The organism is Lysobacter niastensis, assembly GCF_031457115.1.
Lineage (GTDB): Bacteria > Pseudomonadota > Gammaproteobacteria > Xanthomonadales > Xanthomonadaceae > Lysobacter_J > Lysobacter_J niastensis_A.
In genome coordinates this window covers 678,364-698,332 of record NZ_JAVDVY010000001.1, presented here as the reverse complement: position 1 = coordinate 698,332, position 19,969 = coordinate 678,364, and the positions used below count along the sequence as shown (strand labels likewise).

Genomic DNA, 19,969 nt, shown 5'->3' with positions numbered 1-19,969 from the left:
TTACTTCCAATCCTTCAGGACTTCCTGCGCGGCCATCTTGCCGGCCGCCCCCATCACGCCACCGCCCGGATGCGCGCCGGACGCGCCGAAGTAGTAGCCCGGCAGCGGCGTGCGGAAGTCGGCCCATTGCGGCGCCGGCCGCAGGAAGAACAATTGGTGCAGCAGCAGCTCGCCATGGAAGATGTTGCCGCCTGTGATGCCGGCGATGTTCTCGATGTCCTTGGGCGTGATGACCTGCTTGCCGACGATGGCGCGGCGGATGTTGGGTGCGTAGCGCTCGATCGTGGAGATCACCGTCTCGCCGAAGGCGTCGCGCTTGGCGTCGTCCCAGCCGCCTTCGATGTCGTACGGCGCGTACTGCACGAAGCACGACATCACGTGGTGCCCCGGAGGGGCCATGTCGCGGTCGATCATCGACGGGATGATCATGTCGATGTACGGGTTCTTCGCGAACTCACCGTACTTGGCTTCGTCGTAGGCTCGCTCGATGTACTCCATGCTCGGGCTGATCGAGATCGCGCCACGGTGCAGCGGGCCCTCGCCGGGCAGGCAGGTAAAGTCCGGCAGCTCGCTCAGCGCGATGTTGACCTTGCCCGAGGAACCGCGCACACGGAAGTTGCGGATCTGCTGGACGAAATCGTCGGGCAGGTGCTTGTCTTCGACGAACTGCAGGAAGCTGCGCTTCGGATCGGCCGCCGAGATCACCACCTTGGCGCGCAGCTCGTCGCCGTTGGCCAGCGCCACGCCGGCAGCGCGTCCGCCCTTGACGATGACCTGCTGCACGGCGGCATTGGTGCGGATTTCCACGCCCAGCGCGCGCGCCGAACTGGCGATCGCCTGGGTCACGCCGCCGTTGCCGTTCTTGCAGAAGCCCCAGGCGCGGAAAGCGCCATCGATCTCGCCCATGTAGTGGTGCAGCAGCACGTAGGCGGTGCCCGGCGAGTACGGACCGAGGAAGGTGCCGATGATGCCGCTGGCCGACTTGGTGCCCTTGAGCGGATCGAACTCGAACCAGTCGTTGAGCAGGTCGCCCGCCGACTGGGTCAGCAGCTTGGAGATCTGGTACAGCTCCTTCTCGCTCAGGCTCTTGCCGTACTGGCCAAGCCTCAGCAGGCCCTTCATGTCGCGCAGGCTCAGCGACGACGGGTCCGGCGGCACCAGGCCAATGATCGGCTTGATCGCCTTGGCGGCGCGCGCCATCACGCGGCCGTATTCGTCGGAGGCTTCGGCGTCGCGCGGCGAGTGGCGGTACAGCTCCTGGCGCGTGAGGTCGTGGTCATCCCACGCCGCCAGGTAGTCGCCGTTGTCCATCGGCGTGACGGTGCTGGGCAGCGGCAGGATCTTCAGGCCGTGACGCGGCAACTCGAGGTCGCGGATGATCTCCGGCCGCAGCAGGCTGACCACGTAGGAGAACTGGCTGAAACGGTAGCCGGGAAAGGGCTCGGCGGTGACGGCGGCGCCGCCGACCACTTCGCGGCGCTCGAGCACGGCCACTTTCTTGCCCGCGCGCGCCAGGTAGGCGGCGGCGATCAGGCCGTTGTGTCCGGCGCCGATGACGATGGCGTCGTATTGGTTATTGGTCATGGTGTGTTGTCGAGGGATCCGAATTCGATCGTCATTCCCGCGAAGGCGGGAATCCATGCGTCAGGTGCGGGATCCCCGCCTTCGCGGGGATGACGGCTTGGGTAGGGTTTGCGGCTACTTCTTCTTCCACTCCGGCTCATAGAACGGCAGCTTCACGACCTTGCCGTTGGCATGCAGGCGCTTGTGCTCGACGGTGATTTCCATCTGCAGCTGCGTGCCGGGCTCGTAGTACGGGCGCTGCAGGTGGACCAGGGCGATGTACTTCTTCAGCACCGGCGACCAGGTGCTGGTCGAGGCATAGCCGACCTGATTCCCGTTCTGCAGCAGCGGCAGGCTGCCGCGCACCGCCATGCCCGGTATCTGCGGCGGCAGGCCGGAAGCGGCGAACAGGCGCTCCATCGATTCCCAATCGACCTCGAAGCCCATCAGCTTCCACGCCGAACCTTCGCTCTTCTCGCGCTCCAGCGCGCGGCGGCCGACGAAATAACCTGGCTTGTCCAGTTGCACCGCCCAGTCCAGGCCCATCTCCAGCGGCGTGGATTTCTGGCCTTCGATCCAGGCGTGGTTGGCGGCGGTGTAGTCGACGTCGATCATGAACAACCCGGCTTCGACACGCGCCATGTCCATCGCCAGGATGCCGCACGGGACGATGCCGTAGTCGTTGCCCGCCGCCATCAGCGCATCCCACACATGCAGCGCGTCGGCGACGTCGATCCAGATCTCATAGCCCAGGTCGCCCGTGTAGCCGGTGCGCGAAATGGTTACCGGCTTGCCGGCCAGCGTGTTGGGCATCACGCGGAAATACTTGAGCTTGTCCAGCGACTTGGCGCAGACGCGATTGAGGACCGTGCGCGACTTCGGCCCCTGCAGGCTCAGCGCCGCGACCTGCTCGGTGACCTCGGTGATGGTCACGTCCATGCCGACGGCGTTCATCGACAGCCAGCGCAGCGACGGCTCGGCCGAGGTCAGGCGGAACAGGTTCTCGCCCAGGCGCGACACGGTGCCGTCGTCGAGCATCTTGCCGTCCTCGTCGCACCAGCCGGTGTAGCCGACCTGGCCGACGGCCATCTTGTGCACGTCGCGCGGGGTCAGCTTGTGCAGCAGGCGCGCGGCGTCCGGGCCTTCGATCATGTACTTCATCAGCGGCGAGACATCGATCATCGCGACGGCGTCGCGGATGGCCCAGTACTCGCGGTCCAGATGCAGGTCGTAGGAGCCGGCGACGATGTGGCCGGCCCAGCGCCGCCAGTTCTGCGGCAGGCACAGCTTGGACGTGCGCTCGTGGAAGGGGGTGCGTTTGAGTTGCAGCATGAGGGTTCGGCGCAGGTTCGATCAGGGGCGACAGGAGCCGCGGGTTCGGTATTTGGATCAGTGCTTCTGGTTGGGCGGCGCCAGGACGTCGGCACCCGCCGATCCTATCCGCGAACCTGCGGCCCGCAAGCGCAGCAGCGCATAGACCGGCAATCCTGCCAGCGCCAGGGCGATCGCCCACAGGAACGGCTCGCGACCCACGCCGATGAAGGCGAATACCACATAAGCCAGTCCGGGGATCGCCAGCACCAGCAGGTCGCGGCTCGCCGGTTGCTGCCGGCGCCGCCACAGCACCAGCAGCGCCAGTCCGCAGCACAGGTACAGCGGCAGGTTGGCGGCGGTGACGACGGTGGTGATGAAGGTGAAGCCCTGCACCAGCGACTTGCTGTAGTTCATCAGCACCATCGCGCTGGCCAACACGCCGGTGACCAGCAGCGCGTGCGCCGGAGCGCCGAAACGGTTGCTGCGCGCGAACACGGTCGGCAGGCCGCCATTGCTGGCGATGGTGCGGGTCAGTTCGCCGACCAGCAGCACCCACCCGTTCAGAGCGCCCAGGCCGCTGACGATCACGAACAACGCCAGGGCGCGCCCGTAGCCGGCACCGACCATGCGATCGAGCAGATCAGAGAACGGCGCCTTCGATGCGGCCAGCTCGTTCACGGGGATCAGCAGCAGCGGAATCGACGAAACCACCAGGTAGATGCCCGCCGTCAACAGCGTGCCGACGATGGTCGCGCGTGGGATGGTGCGGCCGGGGTCGCGCACGCGGTTGGCCGGCACCGTCGCCGACTCGAAGCCGAGCATGGCGAACAAGGCGATGGTCGAGGCCGCCATCAGCGGATGCAGGCTCACCGAGGCCGTTGGCAGGTGCTGGGTGTAGCTGGACGGATGGGTGATCAGCAGCCACACGCCGAGGGCGGCAACCGCCAGCATCGGCACCAGCTTCAGCGCGGTGGTCACGACCTGGACGCGGCCGCCGGTGCGCACGCCCAGCAGGTTGATGGCGACGAACAGCCACAGCAGCGCCAGCGCCTGCAGCGCGGGAGGAATGCCCACCAGCCCCGGAAACACCGTATCCAGATACCCCACGACGCCGATCGCGATGGCGGCGTTGGTGATCCACAGCGACACCCAGTACGACCACATCGCCAGAAACGCCGGCACCTCGCCGAGCGTGCTGCGGATGTAGCCGTAAGGACCGTCGGCGGCGGGCATGTCGCGGGCCAGTCGCGCGAACACCCGCGCCATCGCCACGCAGCCGACCACGGTGATCACCCAGCCGAACATGGCGTTGTAGCCATACGGCGCCAGCGAAGCCGGCAGCAGGAAGATGCCGATGCCGATGGTGTTGCCGACCACCAGCGCGGTGCACATCCAGAACCCGAGCTTGCGCCCCGCCTGGCCTTCCACCGCCGTGTTGCCTTGATCCTGCATTCGCCGCCCCTCGTCTAGTTATGGTCCGGTCGGCATGCGCCGTCGTGGATGTGACACCAGCTCTCCCCAGCCGGCCTCAGCGTGCCCCATCCGCGCACGGTTCGCCATCGGCAGCGCACACCAGCTGTCCGCGGGCGATCACCGCCTGCACGTGTTCCAGCGTGTTGATGTCGGAGAGCGGATCACCGGCCACTGCGACCAGGTCGGCGGACTTGCCGGGCGCCACCGAGCCCAGTTCAGCCTCGCGTCCTAGTGAACGTGCCGCCCCTATCGTGGCCGACTGGATCGCCTGCATCGGGCTCAACCCATACCGCACCATGTAGGCGAACTGGCGGGCATTGTCCCCATGCGGGTACACGCCGCTGTCGGTGCCGTAGCCGATATTCACGCCCGCCTTGGCCGCCTTGCGGAAGCCCTGGCGCTGGACGTCGGTGGTCTCCAGGTTCTTGCGCAGTTTCTCCGCCGACCAGCCTTCCTGGCGGCCAACCGTGTCGATGTAATCGCCGTTGTAGATGTCGGCCACCAACCAGGTACCGTGCTGCTTCATCAGCGCGATGCCCTCGTCGTCGAGGTAGGACGCGTGTTCGACCGAGCGCACGCCGGCACGCACCGCGCGCTTGATGCCTTCCGCTCCGTGCGCGTGGGCGGCGACGAAGCTGCCGCGCTTGGCGGCCTCCTCCACCGCGGCGCGGATCTGTGCTTCGCTGTATTCGGATTCGCCCGGGTCAGTGCCGTCGGTAAGCACCGCGCCGGTGGCGATCACCTTGATGAAGTCGGCGCCGTGGTCGAACAGATAGTTGACCTTCTGCCGTACTTCCTGCTCCGAATCGGCCACGCCCACGCGGAACTCGTTCGGCACTACCGTGCCCTTGGGCAACCCGGTGATCTCGCCGCCGCCGCCGGTGATGGTGATGTAGGCGCCGGCCACGAACATCCGCGGCCCGGGCACGTATCCGGCGTTGATCGCATCGCGCAGGGCGACATCGGCGAAGCCGCGATAGACGCCGACATCGCGCACCGTGGTGAATCCGGCACGCAGGGTATCTCGGGCGTTCCTCGCGCCGATGAAGGCATCACGAGCCGGGGTACTCTTCAACGGTGCGCCGGGATCGGCTGACTGGCCCTCGTCGGCGATATGCGTGTGCAGGTCCATCAGCCCGGGCACCACGGTGTATCGCGACCAGTCGAGCACCTTGGCGTCACCGACAGCGGCGGCCGAGTAAGGCTCCACGCGGGTGATGCGCTCGCCTTCGATGCGGATCGCCTGGTCGGCGAGCACCTTGCCGTGGTCGACATCGACCAGATGACCGGCACGGATGACCGTCGCCTTGGGCTGCGCGGCCGCGGGCTGTCCTGCATGCGCGGCGCCCATGAGCACCAGGGCCAATGAGGAGGCGAGCGTGGTGGCGGTAATCCTGGTCATGATGGTGGGTCGCTAGGCTCGAGGATGATGGGTTGGCTTACTTCGGCGACTTGTAGCGGCCATAGCGCTTGAGCAGTCGAACCAGCTCGGCATGCGGCAGGGCCTTGGCGTAGTGGCCGTCTTCGCCGGTCATGTCGCGTGCGGCGACCATCGCGTTGACGATGGCCTCCTCGGTGGCCTGCACGGTCGCTTCGAACAGGCCGTCGAGGTGGTCGTTGCCGACGAACTGCGCGTCGTTGATCTTTCCGCCCGCGGCCGCCGCGCCGTTGGCGGTGGAGAACGCGACGAAGATGTCGCCCGAACCGTTGCCGGCATAGCTGCCCATCCGCGCCAGGCCCATGCCGACGCGCTTGGCGATGCGCTTGAGCTGGTGTGGCAGCAGCGGCGCATCGGTCGCAACGACCACGATGATCGAGCCCGTATCGCCACCTGGCACGTCATGTCCCGCCATGGCGAGCGCCGGATCGGTGTAGACGCGGTCCCCGCGCAGGTGCTGTCCGACCGGCACGCCGGCGATGCGCAGCGTGTCGCGCACGCCGTAGTTGGCCTGCACCAGCGCGCCGACGATGTAGTCCTGACCGTCGCCGGTGACACGTCGCGAAGCCGTACCGATGCCGCATTTGAACTCGTGGCAGACCATGCCGGTGCCGCCGCCGACGTTGCCCTCGGCGACCGCGCCGCCCTTGGCCTCGCGCAGCGCCTGCGCCGTATGTTCCGGCGTTACGTGGAAGCCGTTGATATCGTTGAGATGCCCGTCCCAGGTTTCGGCCACGACCGGAAGCGACCACCAGTAACCGCTGGCGTCGGCGCCGCCGCCGCGCACGCGCTCTGCAATTACCGCATCGCGCACGACGCCGACGCTGTGGGTGTTGGTAAGCATCACCGGGCCTTCCAACTGGCCCGATTCCTCCAGCCAGGCGGTGCCGGTCATCTCGCCGTTGCCGTTGAGCGCGAACCAGCCAGCGAATACGGGCGTGTCGGACGTGGCCCGGCCACGCGGCAGGATCGCGGTGACGCCGGTGCGTACCTTGTGGCCGTTGCCCAGGTCTTCGATCAGCGTGACTTGGCCGACGCTGACACCGCCGACGTCGGTGATCGCGTTGATCGCTCCCGGCGTGCCCTCGAAGGGGACGCCGAGGTCGCGCGCACGGGGTTCGGCGGCCGCAGCGATGGTGCAAGCGACCGACAACATCACGGCCAGCATCAGTCGGAGGGACGCCGTCATCACGGCAACGCCTTCAGGAACCGGTCGTACCACCCCAGATTGCGCGCCATCCGGTCGCGCAGGTAGCTCGGCACCGTCAGGCCGTGACCCTCGCCCGGATAGACCACCAGCCGGGTGGGCACGTTGCGCGAACGCAGTGCCTGGTACATCTGCTCGGCGCCCAGGCAAGGCACGTTGGCGTCGTCGCCGGCGCACTGGAACATCGTCGCGGTGGTGATGCGGTCCGAATGCAGGAACGGGAAACTGGCGCGGTCGTACTGCTCGCGATTGCCCCAGGGGGTGCCCAGCTCCAGCTCGTATTCGCGGATGTACTGGTCGTGGCCGTACATGCCGTACATGTTCGATGCGCCGGCGCCGCTGATGGCCGCCTTGAAGCGCGTATCGCTGGCGATGACGGCATTGGTCAGGATCGCTCCATAGCTCCAGCCGCCAACGCCGAGACGCTGCGGATCGGCGATGCCCATGGCGACCACGTGATCGACCGCAGCCAGCACGTCGCGCACGTCGAGATTTCCCCAGTCCGCGTAGATCGCCTTCGAGAAGTCGAAGCCGCGCCCGGAACTGCCGCGCGGGTTCACCGCCAGCACGGCATAGCCGTTGGCCGCATACACCTGCCAGTCGGGCATGAACTCATGGCTGAACTGGTACACCGGCCCACCGTGCAACCGCACGATGGTCGGATAACGCTGGCCCGTTTGATAGCCAAGCGGCTTGACCAGCATGCCCTCGATCTCGACGCCGTCGGCGCCGCGCAAGCGGATCGCCTCGACAGGCGCCAGCGTCCTGCCCGCGAGGAATTCGTTGTGGTTCGCCAGCTCGCGCAGGCCACCGGCTTCGACGGCGGAGATCGAATACGGATGCAGGTCGCCGTCACCCAGCACGACTACCCGCCCGTCACGCGAGACATCCAGGTCGTAGTCGAAACGGCTGCCCTGCGTCAGCTCGCTGACGTTGCCGCTGTCCAGTTCGATGCGGGACAGATGGGTGACGCGGCTCTGCTCGACCAGCGCATAGATACTGCGCCCATCCGGCGCCCAGCGCGGCTTGGTGAAGCAGCGGTCGATCGGCGCAGGAATGCGTTCGGCACCGGTCGCGACATCGACCACGGCCAGTTGCCACGGCGCGTAGTAGATCCATTTGTCCTCGCCGCTGCGCAGGTAGGCGATGCGCGTGCTGTCCGGGCTCCAGGCCGGGCGCGTTTCCCAATACGGATCGAGGTCGGAGCCGGTGAACGTGGTGAGCTGCCGCTCGCTTGCGCCGGCCCTGGGCTCGATGACGTAGATGTCGAAGTTGAGGTGCCGGTCGGGATCGACGCCGCGCTTGGTCACGTAGGCGATCAGGCGTCCGTCCGGAGACCATGCCGGCAATTGTTCGTCGTGCGCGCCGGGCGTCAGCACTTCGGCCTTGCCGCTGGCGATGTCGAACACATACAGGTGCTTGCGCCGATGATCGAGATAGCCGACGCCGTCCTCGCGGAACTGGTAACGCTCGGTCACGATCGGCGGCGGATTCTTCGGCTTGGGCGTGCCGGCGGGTCGCTCCGGATCGCGGGCGATCAGCGCCAGCCGCTTGCCGTCGGGCGACCACACGAAATCGTCGATGCCCTCGGCGAACTTCGTCAGCTGGCGCGCCTTGCCGCCGGCGGCGGGCATCGTCCAGACCTGGGTTTTGGCATCCTCACCGCCCTGGTCGGACAGGAACGCGATCGACTTTCCATCCGGCGACCATTGCGCCCGCCATTCGCTGTGCTTGGGCGTGTCGGTCAGGCGGATGCGGCCGCGACCGTCATAGCCCACACGCCACAGGTCCGACTGCGTCTTGTCCTCGGCCCGGTTGGCCGTGCTGACGGTGTAGACCACCGCGTTGCCATCCGGCGACAGCGCGGGCTCGGTCAGGTCGGCCAGGCGCGGGATGTCGTCGACGCCGAAGCGTGTTTGCGCGGCCCATGCGGGCGCCGCGATCAGCAACGTGGCGAGCAGCAGCTTGCGCATCGGCTCAGCGCCCCTCCGCCAGGCGCGTGTAAGTGGCCCGGGCATCGCGCAGATAATCGAGTGTGGCGCGCTTCTCGCTTTCGTCGTTGTAATCGTCGCGGGCGTCGGCGGCTTCGATCACGCGATCGATCCAGGCGACGAAGTACTTCGCGTCCTCCTGCGAGCCCGCCACGGCGCCGCCCTGCCCCAGCCACACGGGATTGGTCGTCGCGTACGGATACAGGTCCAGCAGCAGCGGATCGGCCGCGTCGTTCCAGGCACGCAGCAGCAGCCAGCCCTCGGCCAGCTCGATGTCGCCCTCTTTGTCGAGCTGGTGGCGGTCGCCGGAGAGGTCGAAGCGCTTCACCACGTCGCCGTTGTGCACCAGCTCCAGGTGATCGACCGCGACCGGCGAACGCAGCGCAATGCGATAGCGATGTTTTCCCGTGGCGCCTCCCGCGACGGTCGCACCCGGCTTCTGGCCGTCCAGCAGCAGGCCCAGCATCGGCCCGTTGCTGACGAAACCGCGGCCCGCCTTGATCGCGGAGAACAGCGATGCGTCGTCTCGTCGCCCGCCCGTGTCCAGGAAGACGCGGTTCATGCCGACCGGCCCACGCAGCGATGCGTAGTTGGCCATCGCATCGGTGCCCGCGCCCGCGGGCAGACGGAAGCCGAGGTTCAGCAGGCGATACCAGACGCTCGCGGTGGCCTTGTGGTCGGAGAACCCGACGACCTCCAGGTAGTCGACCTTGCCGTGCGCCACGTCAGCCGGCAGCTGGTGGCTGAGCACCGGGTCTTTGGCCGGATCCGGCACCGTGTCGAACGGATGCACGTAGCCGACCACGCCCTGCTGCGCATGCGCCAAATCGGCGATGACGCCGTTGTGCGGGTACGGGCTGGCCATCGCGGTGTGACGATAGGCGGTGAAATCTGGCGTCAGGTAATGATCGCGAAGATTGAGCAGGCCCAGGTGCCCCCAGAAACTCGTGTGGTACTCCTGCGCATGATCGATCCGGGTCGGCGCGAGGCCTTCGTCGCTGTGCCCGAAGTGCGCGATGTCGGGAATGCGTTCTTCCTTGTTGACGATCAGTTGTTCGATTACGTCCAGGTCTTCGGCCTGCGCCTGGCGTGCCAGGCGCTGAGGCGTATTTCGGTAGTGGCCGCCATAGTTCATGTGTACGTGCAGGTCGGCGCTGATCCAGTCGCCGAACTCGCGCGCAAGCGGTTGTGCGTGCAAGTCCACGCGCACCGGCATATCGCGGCCGGCCTTCGCGTCGATGCGCCGCTGCCCGATCGCATGGGCGAAGCCATGCTGCACGGTCACCTCGGTCGTCCCCGCCGGGACTTCCACCGCGCACGGCGGAGCGCAGTGGAAGTAGTGCGCTTCGCTGCCGAGCCTGGCGCGGTCGAAGCCGTCGTCTGCATGCATCCACGCCGTGGCGGGCGCATGCGCGCGGCCGTCGCTGCCGGTCACCGAAATCCGGGCGGGCACGCGATGTCCCTGGCCGTCGACGATGTCCAGCACCAGCCGCGCGGCGGGCGCCAGCGTACGGCGTTTGCCCGCCTGCACACGCTGTGTGGCGCCACCGAGGACATCCATCACCATCAGGCTGGTGTTGCCGTCGGCAGCGTCGTTGCCGATGTAGGCGATGCGGCGGCCATCGGGAGACCAGCGCGCATTGCGCTTCTCGTCGTCGCCGAAGGTCAGCGGCAGCGGCGCGGCGCCAGACACTGTCGTCAGCCAGAGCTGATGGGTCTGGCGGCCGCGATAACTGGCGAACAGCACGCGCTTGCCATCCGGCGCGATGTCCGGACGCGCGCTCCAACTGGTCTCTTCGCTCAGGATCTTCCTGGGCTGTGCCGGCCTGTCGAGGGCCACCTGCCAAAGATCGCCGCTGCCCCAGGCGATCTCCGCGTTGCCGACGAAAACGATCGACTTGCCGTCCGGCGACCACGCGGGATTGATCGCATGGTCGTAGACCGAGTAGTAGTAGCGGTCGATCGTACTCTTGCGCTCGCCCAGCAGCGGCCGTGCGTTGCGCAGGCCGTCCGCGCTGATGTCGGCGACGAACAGGTTGAAGTGGCCGGTGCCCTGCGTCGACACCCAGGTGATGCGCTTGCCGTCGGGTGACAGCTTTGGTTCGACGTTGACGGCGCCATCGCGGGTCAATGCCTGCGCGCGGCCGCTGGCCAGATCCAGCCGCCACAACTCCATCGCCTTGCCGTCGTAGCGCGTGAACACCACGCTGCGTCCGTCGCGCGCGACATCAGGCTGATAGTCATAAGCCCCCGCCGCATGGGTCAGTTCGACGGCCTCGTCGTCGCCGATGCGCTGGCGCCACAACGAACCGGCCATGCTGTACACCAGCGCATTGCCGTCCGGCAGGAACGCAGCCGACGACGGTCCCGTCGTCAGCTGCGGCAGGTACAGCTCGCGCCAGTAATAGCTGTGCGGCAGGTCGACCTGCTTGAGCACGGGTTCGCGCCCGTCCGCCCATGCGATGCCGGCCACGGCCCCCAGCAACGCCGCGGCCAGCACCCACTGTCGCGACCGCACCGGGTCAGTCCTCCTGCCCGAGCAGCGCTTCGTCGAGGCTGCTGCGCAACAGCACCAGCGCCTCGTCGATCTCTTCGCGCGTCACGTTCAACGGCGGCATGAAGCGCACCGTGCTGGCGCCGCACGACAGCAGCAGCAGGCCGTTGTGGAAGGCGCGGGTGATGACGTCGTCGCAGAGCTTGCGTGCGGGCGTGCGCTCGGCATCGCCCTCGACCAGCTCCATGCCGATCATCAATCCCTTTCCGCGAACCTCGCCGACACACGGATAGTCGCGCGCCAGGTCGCGCAGCCGCCCCATGAAGTGCGCGCCGACGGTGGCGGCGTTGCCCATCATGCCGTTCTCGACCAGGTCGATGGTGGCGTTGGCGGCCGCGCAGGCGATCGGATTGCCGCCGTAGGTATTGCCGTGCGCGCCGCGCTTCCACTGCGACATCAGGCGCTTCTTGGCCACCATCGCGCCGATCGGCAGACCCGAACCCAGGCCCTTGGCCAAGGTCATGATGTCCGGCTGCACACCCCAGTGCTGGCTGGCGAACATGCGCCCGGTGCGGCCGATGCCCGACTGCACCTCGTCGAAGATCAGCAGGATGCCGTGTTCGTCGCACAGCGTGCGCAGCCCGGCCAGGAACCCGTCGGGAGGGACGATATAGCCGCCCTCGCCCTGGATCGGCTCGACCAGGATTGCAGCCACTTCCGACGCCGGCACGCTGCGCTCGAACAGCATGCGGATGTAATCGAGGACGGCCTTGCCTTGATCGCTGCCGGCGAACATCGCGCGATACGGATTCGGGTAAGGCACGTGCGTCACGCCGGGCATCGTGGCGAAAAAGCCTTTCTGCTGCGTGTACTTGCTGGAGGTGAAGGCCAGCGAACCCATCGTGCGGCCGTGGAAACCGCCGAGGAATCCGATGAAGCGCGAGCGTCCGGTGACGTAGCGCGCCAGCTTGAGGGATGCCTCTACCGCTTCGGTACCCGACTGACACAGGAAGCTCATCGCCGGCTCGCCCATCGGCGCGATCCGCGCCAGCCGCTCACCCAGGCCCGCCATCTGCTCGTGCCAGTAGTCGCTGGAGATGTGCAGGAAGCGATCGGCAGCGTCCTTCACAGCCTGCACGACCTGCGGGTGTGCGTGACCGGTGCTGCATACCGCAATGCCTGCGGCGAAATCCAGGAAACGGTTGCCGTCGACGTCCCAGACTTCGGTGCCGCGCCCGTGCGACATCACGAACGGATAGTCACGCGGATAGGAAGGCGAGATCACTTCGGCGTCGCGCGCGATCAGAGCGCGCGCCTTCGGGCCGGGCAGTTCGGTCAGGATGTGTCGGTTTCGCGTCATGTGGAAATCCTGCTGCCGGTCCGCGAAGGCGGGAAGCCGGTGTCTTCTGCTTTGAGAATGGAGGAGCGGTATCCGGGTTTCCCGCTACCGCGGAAACGATCGGCAAAGGAAGCCTCGAAGATAGCTCCTATCGCGCTCATGCCACATGTCCCGGTGGTTGCACGGGCCGGCCATGCGCCTGCGCGGTCCGCGCGTGCAGTGCCCGCAGCGTGTCCAGCTCGGCCGTCGTGGGTGCGGCGATCACGTCCACCCGTTCGGCCAGGGCAAGCGGCCAACCGACCGCGGCGCGGGCTTCCTCGACGGTGGCCTCCTCGAACAGGGCGCCCAGTTGCAGTTCGTCGGTCTGCGGATGCGGCGTGAGCACGCCGAAGTCGGTGATCACCGCGCGTGGGCCGCCGCCGCGCGCGGTGCTGCGCTGGCGTGCGCCGCTTCCGTCGAGGAAGCCGGCACTGGTACGGAAGTCGAGTTGCGGCACCAGGCTGCGCGGGGTCGCCTTGAGCATGACGAAGGTTTGGCGCGCGTGCGCGACGATCTCCGGCGCGCCACCGGCACCCGGCAGGCGCGTCGCCGGCTTGTCGTAAGGCCCGATGACGGTGGTGTTGAGGTTGCCGAAGCGGTCCACCTGCGCCGCGCCGAGAAAGCCGACGTCAACACGCCCGCCTTGCAGGTAATGGCTGAACACCTCCGGCAGCGGCACGACGAATGCAGCGGTCTCGGCCAGTTCGCCGTCGCCGATCGACAGCGGCAGCACGTCCGGGCGGGTACCAATCGTGCCGGACTCGTAGATCAGCACGATGTCGGGCGCATGCGTGAGGCGCGCCAGGTTGCAGGCCGCGCTGGGCAGGCCGATGCCGACGAAGCACACGCAGCGGTCCCACAGCATGCGCGCTGCAGTGATCGTCATCCATTCGTCGCGCGTCGCGTGGTTCATGCGGCCTTCCCGTGCAGGCGCGCCAGGAACCCGGCATGGTCGGCGGTTTCGAGCACGTGCTCGCGCATCCATTGCGCGAACCGTTCGCGATCGCGCGCTATCGCATCCCAGCCCTGGTAGAAGGCGTTGTCGCGCGTGTAATGGCCGTGCGCGTAGGATGGATACGCACCGCCGGGGCAATGCACGACGGCATCGACGATCCAGTGCGGCAGTACGACCGAGTTCATCGCCGCCGGCAGCCGGTCGACGATTTCCTCCACCGTCACCACCAGCTTTCTGGCCGCCATTGCCGCTTCGCGCTGGGCGCCGACGATGCCGTGGATGGCGATGTTGCCATGATGGTCGGCGCGCTGCGCATGCAGGATGGTGACGTCGGGCCTGATCGCCTGCACTGCCGCCAGGCGTTCGCCGGTGAATGGGCAGTCGACGCGACGGATCTTCGGGTTGTTCTTGTCCAAGTCGTTGTCGAGGTAGCCACGCAGCGTGCCGAACGGCAGGTTCGCCGCACCCGCGCAGTAGCCGGCGGCCATGCCGGCGTGGCTGTGCTCATCCAGTTCGATCGCGTGCGGCCAGGCGTGTTCGGCGGCATCGCGCAAGCGGTGCAGCGACCCGACGCCGGGATTTCCGCCCCACGAAAACGTCAGCGCACGCGCGCAACCCATGCCGATCATCTGGTCGTAGATCAGGTCCGGCGTCATCCGGATAAGGTGCAGCTCGCGCCTGCCCTGACGGATGATCTCGTGCCCTGCCGCGAAGGGAATCAGATGCGTAAAGCCTTCCAGCGCCACGCGGTCGCCGTCGGCGACGTGCATGGCGATGGCGTCCTTCAGCGACAGGAACTGCATGCTTAGGGCCTGTTGACGCTATCGGGACAGGCCACGTTGTCGTGTCCGGCCGCCAGGTGGTCGGACAGGGCAACCCGGAGGGCCGCGCTCGAGCGCGCGCGGGGCGGCGTCATCACTCGGTCACTTCTCGACATAAGTTCTCTCCTTCTTCCTTGCCCCGCACGCGCTCGAGCGCGGCGTGGCCTATCCCAATAGCGTCAACAGCCCTAATCCACCACGGTGCGCGACTGCTCGCGCAGGTACTGCTGCAGGTAGTAGAACGAGGCGATCGCCTTGCCCGTGGATCCCGATCCCTTCCAACCGCCGAACGGCTGGTAGCCTGGCCATGCGCCGGTGGTCGCGCCCTGCGGGCGGTTGGCGTAGGTGACGCCGGCCTCGATGTGCTCCTGGAACCACGGCACCTCGTCGGCACCGCCGTAGAAGCCGGCGGTCAGGCCCATGTCCGTGTCGTTGGCCAGTCGCATCGCTTCGTCGCGATCGCGATAGCGATGCATCATCACGATCGGCAGGAACATCTCCTGCTTCCACAGCGGATGCGACAGCGCCGCTTCGGCCAGCACCGGCTCGACATACCAGCCGCGCGCCAGTTCGCCCTCGCGCAGTCGCTGGCCGCCGTTGACCAGTCTGGCCTCGCCGGCCTTCAGCAGTTGCACGTAGTTGGCGTAGTTGGAGTACGCAGCTTCGTTGATCACCGGGCCCAGCCAGTGCTCGCGCCGGCGGGCGTCGCCCACCTGGATCGCGGCGATCTTCTCCATGACTTTGGCGGTCAGTTCGTCGGCGACGCTCTCGTGTACGTACAGCCGCGAAAGCGCCGAGCACTTCTGGCCGCCCATGCCGAACGCCGAACGCACGATGCCGGCGGCGGCGCGTTCGAGGTCGGCCTTGTCCGTGACGATGCACGGGTTCTTGCCACCCATCTCGGCGATGCACGGGCGCGGGTAGGCGCCGCTCGCCATCTGCCGCAGCAGCTGCATGCCGACGCCGACCGAACCGGTGAAGGTAATGCCGGCCGTCAACGGGTGGTTGGCCAGCGCCTCGCCGACTTCGCGGCCGGAACCGGACACGTAGTTGAAGACGCCCGGCGGCAGTCCGGCATCGCGGATGCAGTCGGCCAGCAGTCGTCCGGACCACGGCGTGTCGCTGGCGGCCTTGACCACGACCGTGTTGCCAGTGACCAGCGCGGCCGCCACCGGGCCGCCGGCGAGCGCGAGCGGGAAGTTGAACGGCGCGATCACCACCCACACGCCATGCGGTCGCATCACGCTGCGGTTGCGCGAGACCGCGCCTTCGAGCGGGTCGTTGGGCAACTCGTGCTCGTAGCCGGCGTGGCGTTCGAAGTCGTCGGCGTAGTGGTGGAAGAAGTCCACCGTCTCCTGCGTCTCGCCAAGCGCTTCCATGCGGTTCTTGCCGACTTCCAGCGTCAGCGCCGCGGCGATCTCGTAGACGCGCTGCTCCATCAGGTCGCCGACCTTGCGCACCAGCCGCGCGCGTTCGGCGACCGGCAGCGAACGCCACTTCGGCCAGGCGGCGTGGGCGGCCTTCATCGCGGCGTCGACGTCGGCTTCGTCGGCCAGGGCGAACTCGCCCAGGACCAGTTCGTTGTCGATGGGGCTGTGGCGCTGCGCGTAGCGTGCCGCGGGGCGGTCCTCACCGGCGATGAAGAGTCCGTGGCGTTCGCCGAGTCCGGCTTCGACACGCGCCATGGCGGCATCGAAGCGTTCGTGCATCGCTTCGGGCGGGTTGAACATCGTCGCGTAGGTCAGGCGGAAGCTCATGTCGGTCTCGTTGCTTGTCCGATGCGGAAACTCAATGCGGGAAGCTCAATGCGGAAAGAACCTGGCCAGCAGGCGGTCCAGCAGCGCAACCGCATCGGCCAGCTCGCCCTCTCCTATCACCAACGGCGGCGCCAGCAGAATCAGGTTGCCGCGCGTCGCGAAGGACACGCCCTGCGCCATCGCCTCGTCGACCAGCGCCTTGAGCGCCGGCGGCGTCTGCGGCCACGGCGCGAGCGGCGCGCGCGTTTCGCGGTCGGCGACCAGTTCGATCACCGCGAACAGGCCATGTCCGCCGCGCACGTCGCCGATCACCGGGTGGCGGTGCTGCAACTGCCGCATCTGCGCCAGCAACGCCGCGCCCAGCGAGCGCGAACGCTCGATCAGGTCGCCTTCCTCGTAGGCGGCCAGCGCCGCCAGCCCGGCCGCGCAGGCCAGCGGATGCCCGCAGTAGGTCAGACCGGTGTAAAGCATCTCGTGCTCGATGCGCGCGGCCACTTCGCGGCTCAGCACCACCGCGCCGAGCGGCAGCGCCGCTCCGGTCAGGCCTTTTGCCAGCGTCATCAGGTCCGGCCGGCCGGCCTCGCCATGGCGCTGCCAGGCAAACCATTGTCCGCAGCGGCCGAATGCGCTCATCACTTCGTCGGCGATCAGCCACACGCCGCGCTGCGCGGTGCGGTGGCGCAACGCCGGCCAGTAGGAATCGGGCGCGACGATGCCGTTGGTGCCGGCATTGGGTTCGACGATGACCGCGGCGACCTGTTCCGCGCCAAGCTCGTCGATGCGATCGGCGACCGCATCGGCGGCGCGCTCTCCGCACTGGGTCTCGTCGCTGCTTCCGAACGGGCACCGATACGCATAAGGCGGCGGCACGTGATGCACGCCGAACGCCTCCGGATCGACCAGGGCCCGCGTGCGGGTGTCGCCCGACAACGCCATCGCCAGGTGGCTGGCGCCGTGGTACGAGCGGTCGCGGGCGATGATCGCGCCCCGCGGCTTGCCGGCCGCCTGACGCGCGATCTTGACCGCGTTCTCGTTGGCGTCGGCGCCGCCAAGGGTGAAGAAAACCCGGCCGCCCTCGAACCCGGATCGATCCAGCAGCGCCTGCGCCAGTTCGACGCGGGGCGTCGCGCCCCAGGCATTGGTGACGAAGCACAGCCGCTGCGCCTGCTCACGGATGGCCGCGACCAGACGCGGATGCTGGTGGCCGAGGTTGCTGCATTCGGCCAGGCTGCTCATGTCCAGGATCTGGCGCCCGTCGGCCAGGCGCAGGCGAGCGCCCTCGCCTCCGACCACGGTCGGGGCATCCCAGTCGGCCTGGACCGACCAGCTGTGCAGCACGCAGTCGCGTTCCGCCATCACCATCCTCGATCCCCGCCCCCGGTCGATTGTGCGCTGTGCGCACAGATGTGCGTATTGCGCACCACTCTACGGAAGCCCTAATCTCGCCGTCAATCGCTCCGCGGCCGCAAGGTTCGCGGGGCAAAAGCGCGTCGCGGAATCACGACGGACTTAACGGAAAACGGCAGGGGATCCTTCCAGGGCATGGCCAGGAAAGCAGGAAATTCGGAGCAATTCGAGGACAGCGGGGACTACGTTCAATCGCTGGCACGGGGACTGGCGGTGCTGGCGACGTTCGATCGCGAGCACATCCGCCTGAGCCTGGCCGAGATCGCCTCACGCACCGAGCTGTCGCGCGCCGCCGCGCGGCGCCTGGTGCTGACGCTGGAACACCTGGGCTACGTGCGCCTGATCGGTCGCGAATTCATGCTCGGCCCGCGCGTGCTCGAACTGGGCTTTGGTTACCTGGGCTCGCTCAACCTCACCGACCTGGCGCAACCGCTGCTCGAAGACCTGGCGCGGCGCGTCAACCAGAGCAGCTCGATGGCGGTGCTGGACGGTCAGTCCATCGTCTATGTGCTGCGCGTGCCCGGCCGTCGGGTCATGAGCGTGACGCTGGGCGTGGGCGCCAAGCTGCCGGCGTTCTGCGCTGCGATGGGCCGCGTGCTGCTGTCGGGGCTGGACGAGCCCGACCTGGACAGCTGGCTGGGGCAGTGCAAGCCGGTCAAGAACACACCGCACACGGTGACCGACCTGCGCGCTTTGCGACGCGTCGTCGAGGACGTGGCCCGGCAGGGCTACGCCTACGTCGAGCAGGAGCTGGAACTGGGCCTGTGCTCGATTGCCGTGCCGCTGCGCAACGCGCAGGGGCGCATCGCCACCGCGATCAACGTCAGCATGCCCTACCACCCCGATGCGGCGCAGCACGCCATCGACAACATCCTGCCGCAACTGCAGCAGACAGCGGCGGCGATCGAATGCTGCCTGCCGGCCAACCGCCTGCCGGCCGCGGCGCCGTGATCGCCACCCGGCCATGACATCGGCGCGCCCCGTCTATCTCTGCGACGGCGTGCGCACGCCGTTCGGCCGGTTTCGCGGCGGCCTGTCCGGGGTTCGCGCCGACGACCTGGCCGCGCTGCCGATCCGGCACCTGATCGAGCATCACACCGGCCTCGATGCCGCCGCCATCGACGAAGTCATCCTCGGCTGCGCCAACCAGGCCGGCGAGGACAACCGCAACGTCGCGCGCATGGCCACGTTGCTCGCCGGACTGCCGGTGTCGGTGCCCGGCATCACCGTCAACCGACTGTGCGCGTCCGGGCTGGAAGCCGTCGGGCTGGCCGCACGCGCGATCGCCTTGGGCGACGCCGAACTGATCGTGGCCGGCGGCGTGGAAAGCATGTCGCGCGCCCCGTATGTGATGGGCAAGGCCGACACCGCGTTCGGCCGCGAACAGAAGCCCGAGGACACCACGATGGGATGGCGCTTCGTCAATCCGGCGATGGCGGCCGCCCACGGCGTGGACTCGATGATGCAGACCGCACAGAACCTCGCACACGAGCACGGCATCGAACGCGCCGACCAAGACGCCTTCGCGCTGCGCTCGCAGCAGCGTGCGGCGCGCGCGGCGGCCGATGGCTACTTCGATGCCGAACTGATGCCGGTCGGCAAGCTCGTTGCCGATGAGCAGCCGCGCAGCGACACCAACCTGGACAAGCTCGCCGCGTTGAACCCGTTGCTCGGCGCCGGCACCAGCATCACCGCCGGCAACGCCTCCGGCATCAACGACGGCGCCTGCGCCCTGCTGCTTGCGTCCGCCGAGGCAATCGAACGCTGGAACCTGACGCCGCGCGCCCGCGTGCTCGGCATGGCGTCGGCTGGCGTTCCGCCGCGCACGATGGGTATCGGGCCGGTGCCCGCGATCGGCAAACTGCTGGCCCGACACGGCCACCGATTGCCGGATTACGACGTCATCGAGATCAACGAGGCCTTCGCCGCGCAGGTGCTGGCGGTGACGCGTGCACTCGGGCTCGCCGACGATGCCGCACACGTCAACGCCCACGGCGGCGCCATCGCCCTGGGACACCCGCTGGGCGCCAGTGGCGCGCGGCTGGCGCTCACCGCGATGCGCTCGCTGGAACGCGGCGGCGGGCGTCGCGCCCTGGTGTCGATGTGCGTCGGCGTGGGCCAGGGCGTGGCGCTCGCGTTGGAGCGGGTCGAGTGAGCCGACATTACTTCCA

14 protein-coding genes are annotated in these 19,969 nt (G+C 67.9%); 2 read left to right on the top strand and 12 right to left on the bottom strand.

Annotation, left to right across the window (positions count from 1 at the left end):
* The 12 genes from J2X06_RS03220 to J2X06_RS03165 all read right to left on the bottom strand — a co-directional run bounded on the left by J2X06_RS03220 (position 1) and on the right by J2X06_RS03165 (position 17,747).
* The gene (locus J2X06_RS03220; RefSeq protein WP_310058206.1) at positions 1-1,584 is read right to left on the bottom strand and encodes a phytoene desaturase family protein; all 1,584 of its coding nucleotides are present in this window, start codon (positions 1,582-1,584) and stop codon (positions 1-3) included.
* Between the two features lie 114 nt (positions 1,585-1,698).
* A complete protein-coding gene (locus J2X06_RS03215; protein ID WP_310058203.1) occupies positions 1,699-2,895 on the bottom strand; it encodes an aminomethyltransferase family protein in 1,197 nt (398 codons plus the stop codon).
* A gap of 57 nt (positions 2,896-2,952) precedes the next feature.
* Complete coding sequence (locus J2X06_RS03210; protein ID WP_310058202.1) at positions 2,953-4,329, bottom strand: APC family permease; 1,377 nt, start codon at positions 4,327-4,329, stop codon at positions 2,953-2,955.
* A gap of 76 nt (positions 4,330-4,405) precedes the next feature.
* Positions 4,406-5,752, bottom strand: a complete 1,347-nt coding sequence (locus J2X06_RS03205; RefSeq protein ID WP_310058200.1) for a metal-dependent hydrolase family protein — start codon at positions 5,750-5,752, stop codon at positions 4,406-4,408.
* Between the two features lie 37 nt (positions 5,753-5,789).
* Positions 5,790-6,977: a P1 family peptidase gene (locus J2X06_RS03200; protein WP_310058197.1), complete on the bottom strand. Its 1,188-nt coding sequence runs from the start codon at positions 6,975-6,977 to the stop codon at positions 5,790-5,792.
* Positions 6,977-8,968: a S9 family peptidase gene (locus J2X06_RS03195; protein WP_310058194.1), complete on the bottom strand. Its 1,992-nt coding sequence runs from the start codon at positions 8,966-8,968 to the stop codon at positions 6,977-6,979. The genes J2X06_RS03200 and J2X06_RS03195 overlap by 1 nt, the downstream gene beginning before the upstream one ends.
* 4 nt (positions 8,969-8,972) lie before the next feature.
* The gene (locus J2X06_RS03190; RefSeq protein ID WP_310058191.1) at positions 8,973-11,504 is read right to left on the bottom strand and encodes a CehA/McbA family metallohydrolase; all 2,532 of its coding nucleotides are present in this window, start codon (positions 11,502-11,504) and stop codon (positions 8,973-8,975) included.
* Positions 11,505-11,508: 4 nt separating this feature from the next.
* On the bottom strand, positions 11,509-12,840 hold the full coding sequence (locus J2X06_RS03185) for an acetyl ornithine aminotransferase family protein (RefSeq protein WP_310058188.1): 1,332 nt from the start codon (positions 12,838-12,840) through the stop codon (positions 11,509-11,511).
* A gap of 136 nt (positions 12,841-12,976) precedes the next feature.
* Positions 12,977-13,771, bottom strand: coding sequence for a CoA-transferase subunit beta (locus tag J2X06_RS03180; protein ID WP_310058185.1), 795 nt, complete (start codon positions 13,769-13,771; stop codon positions 12,977-12,979).
* Positions 13,768-14,616, bottom strand: a complete 849-nt coding sequence (locus J2X06_RS03175; RefSeq protein WP_310058181.1) for a CoA transferase subunit A — start codon at positions 14,614-14,616, stop codon at positions 13,768-13,770. The genes J2X06_RS03180 and J2X06_RS03175 overlap by 4 nt, the downstream gene beginning before the upstream one ends.
* Positions 14,617-14,822: 206 nt before the next feature.
* Complete coding sequence (locus J2X06_RS03170; protein WP_310058179.1) at positions 14,823-16,391, bottom strand: aldehyde dehydrogenase family protein; 1,569 nt, start codon at positions 16,389-16,391, stop codon at positions 14,823-14,825.
* Positions 16,392-16,436: 45 nt separating this feature from the next.
* A complete protein-coding gene (locus J2X06_RS03165; RefSeq protein WP_310058175.1) occupies positions 16,437-17,747 on the bottom strand; it encodes an aspartate aminotransferase family protein in 1,311 nt (436 codons plus the stop codon).
* 186 nt (positions 17,748-17,933) lie between these two features.
* On the opposite strand from J2X06_RS03165, the gene J2X06_RS03160 reads away from it, so the two are divergent.
* Both J2X06_RS03160 and pcaF read left to right on the top strand, forming a co-directional pair.
* Positions 17,934-18,749 carry an IclR family transcriptional regulator domain-containing protein gene (locus J2X06_RS03160; RefSeq protein WP_310058172.1) on the top strand — a complete coding sequence of 272 codons (816 nt, stop codon included), beginning with the start codon at positions 17,934-17,936 and terminating at the stop codon, positions 18,747-18,749.
* A gap of 13 nt (positions 18,750-18,762) precedes the next feature.
* Positions 18,763-19,953: a 3-oxoadipyl-CoA thiolase gene (pcaF, locus tag J2X06_RS03155; protein ID WP_310058170.1), complete on the top strand. Its 1,191-nt coding sequence runs from the start codon at positions 18,763-18,765 to the stop codon at positions 19,951-19,953.
* The last annotated feature ends 16 nt before the right edge of the window (positions 19,954-19,969 follow it).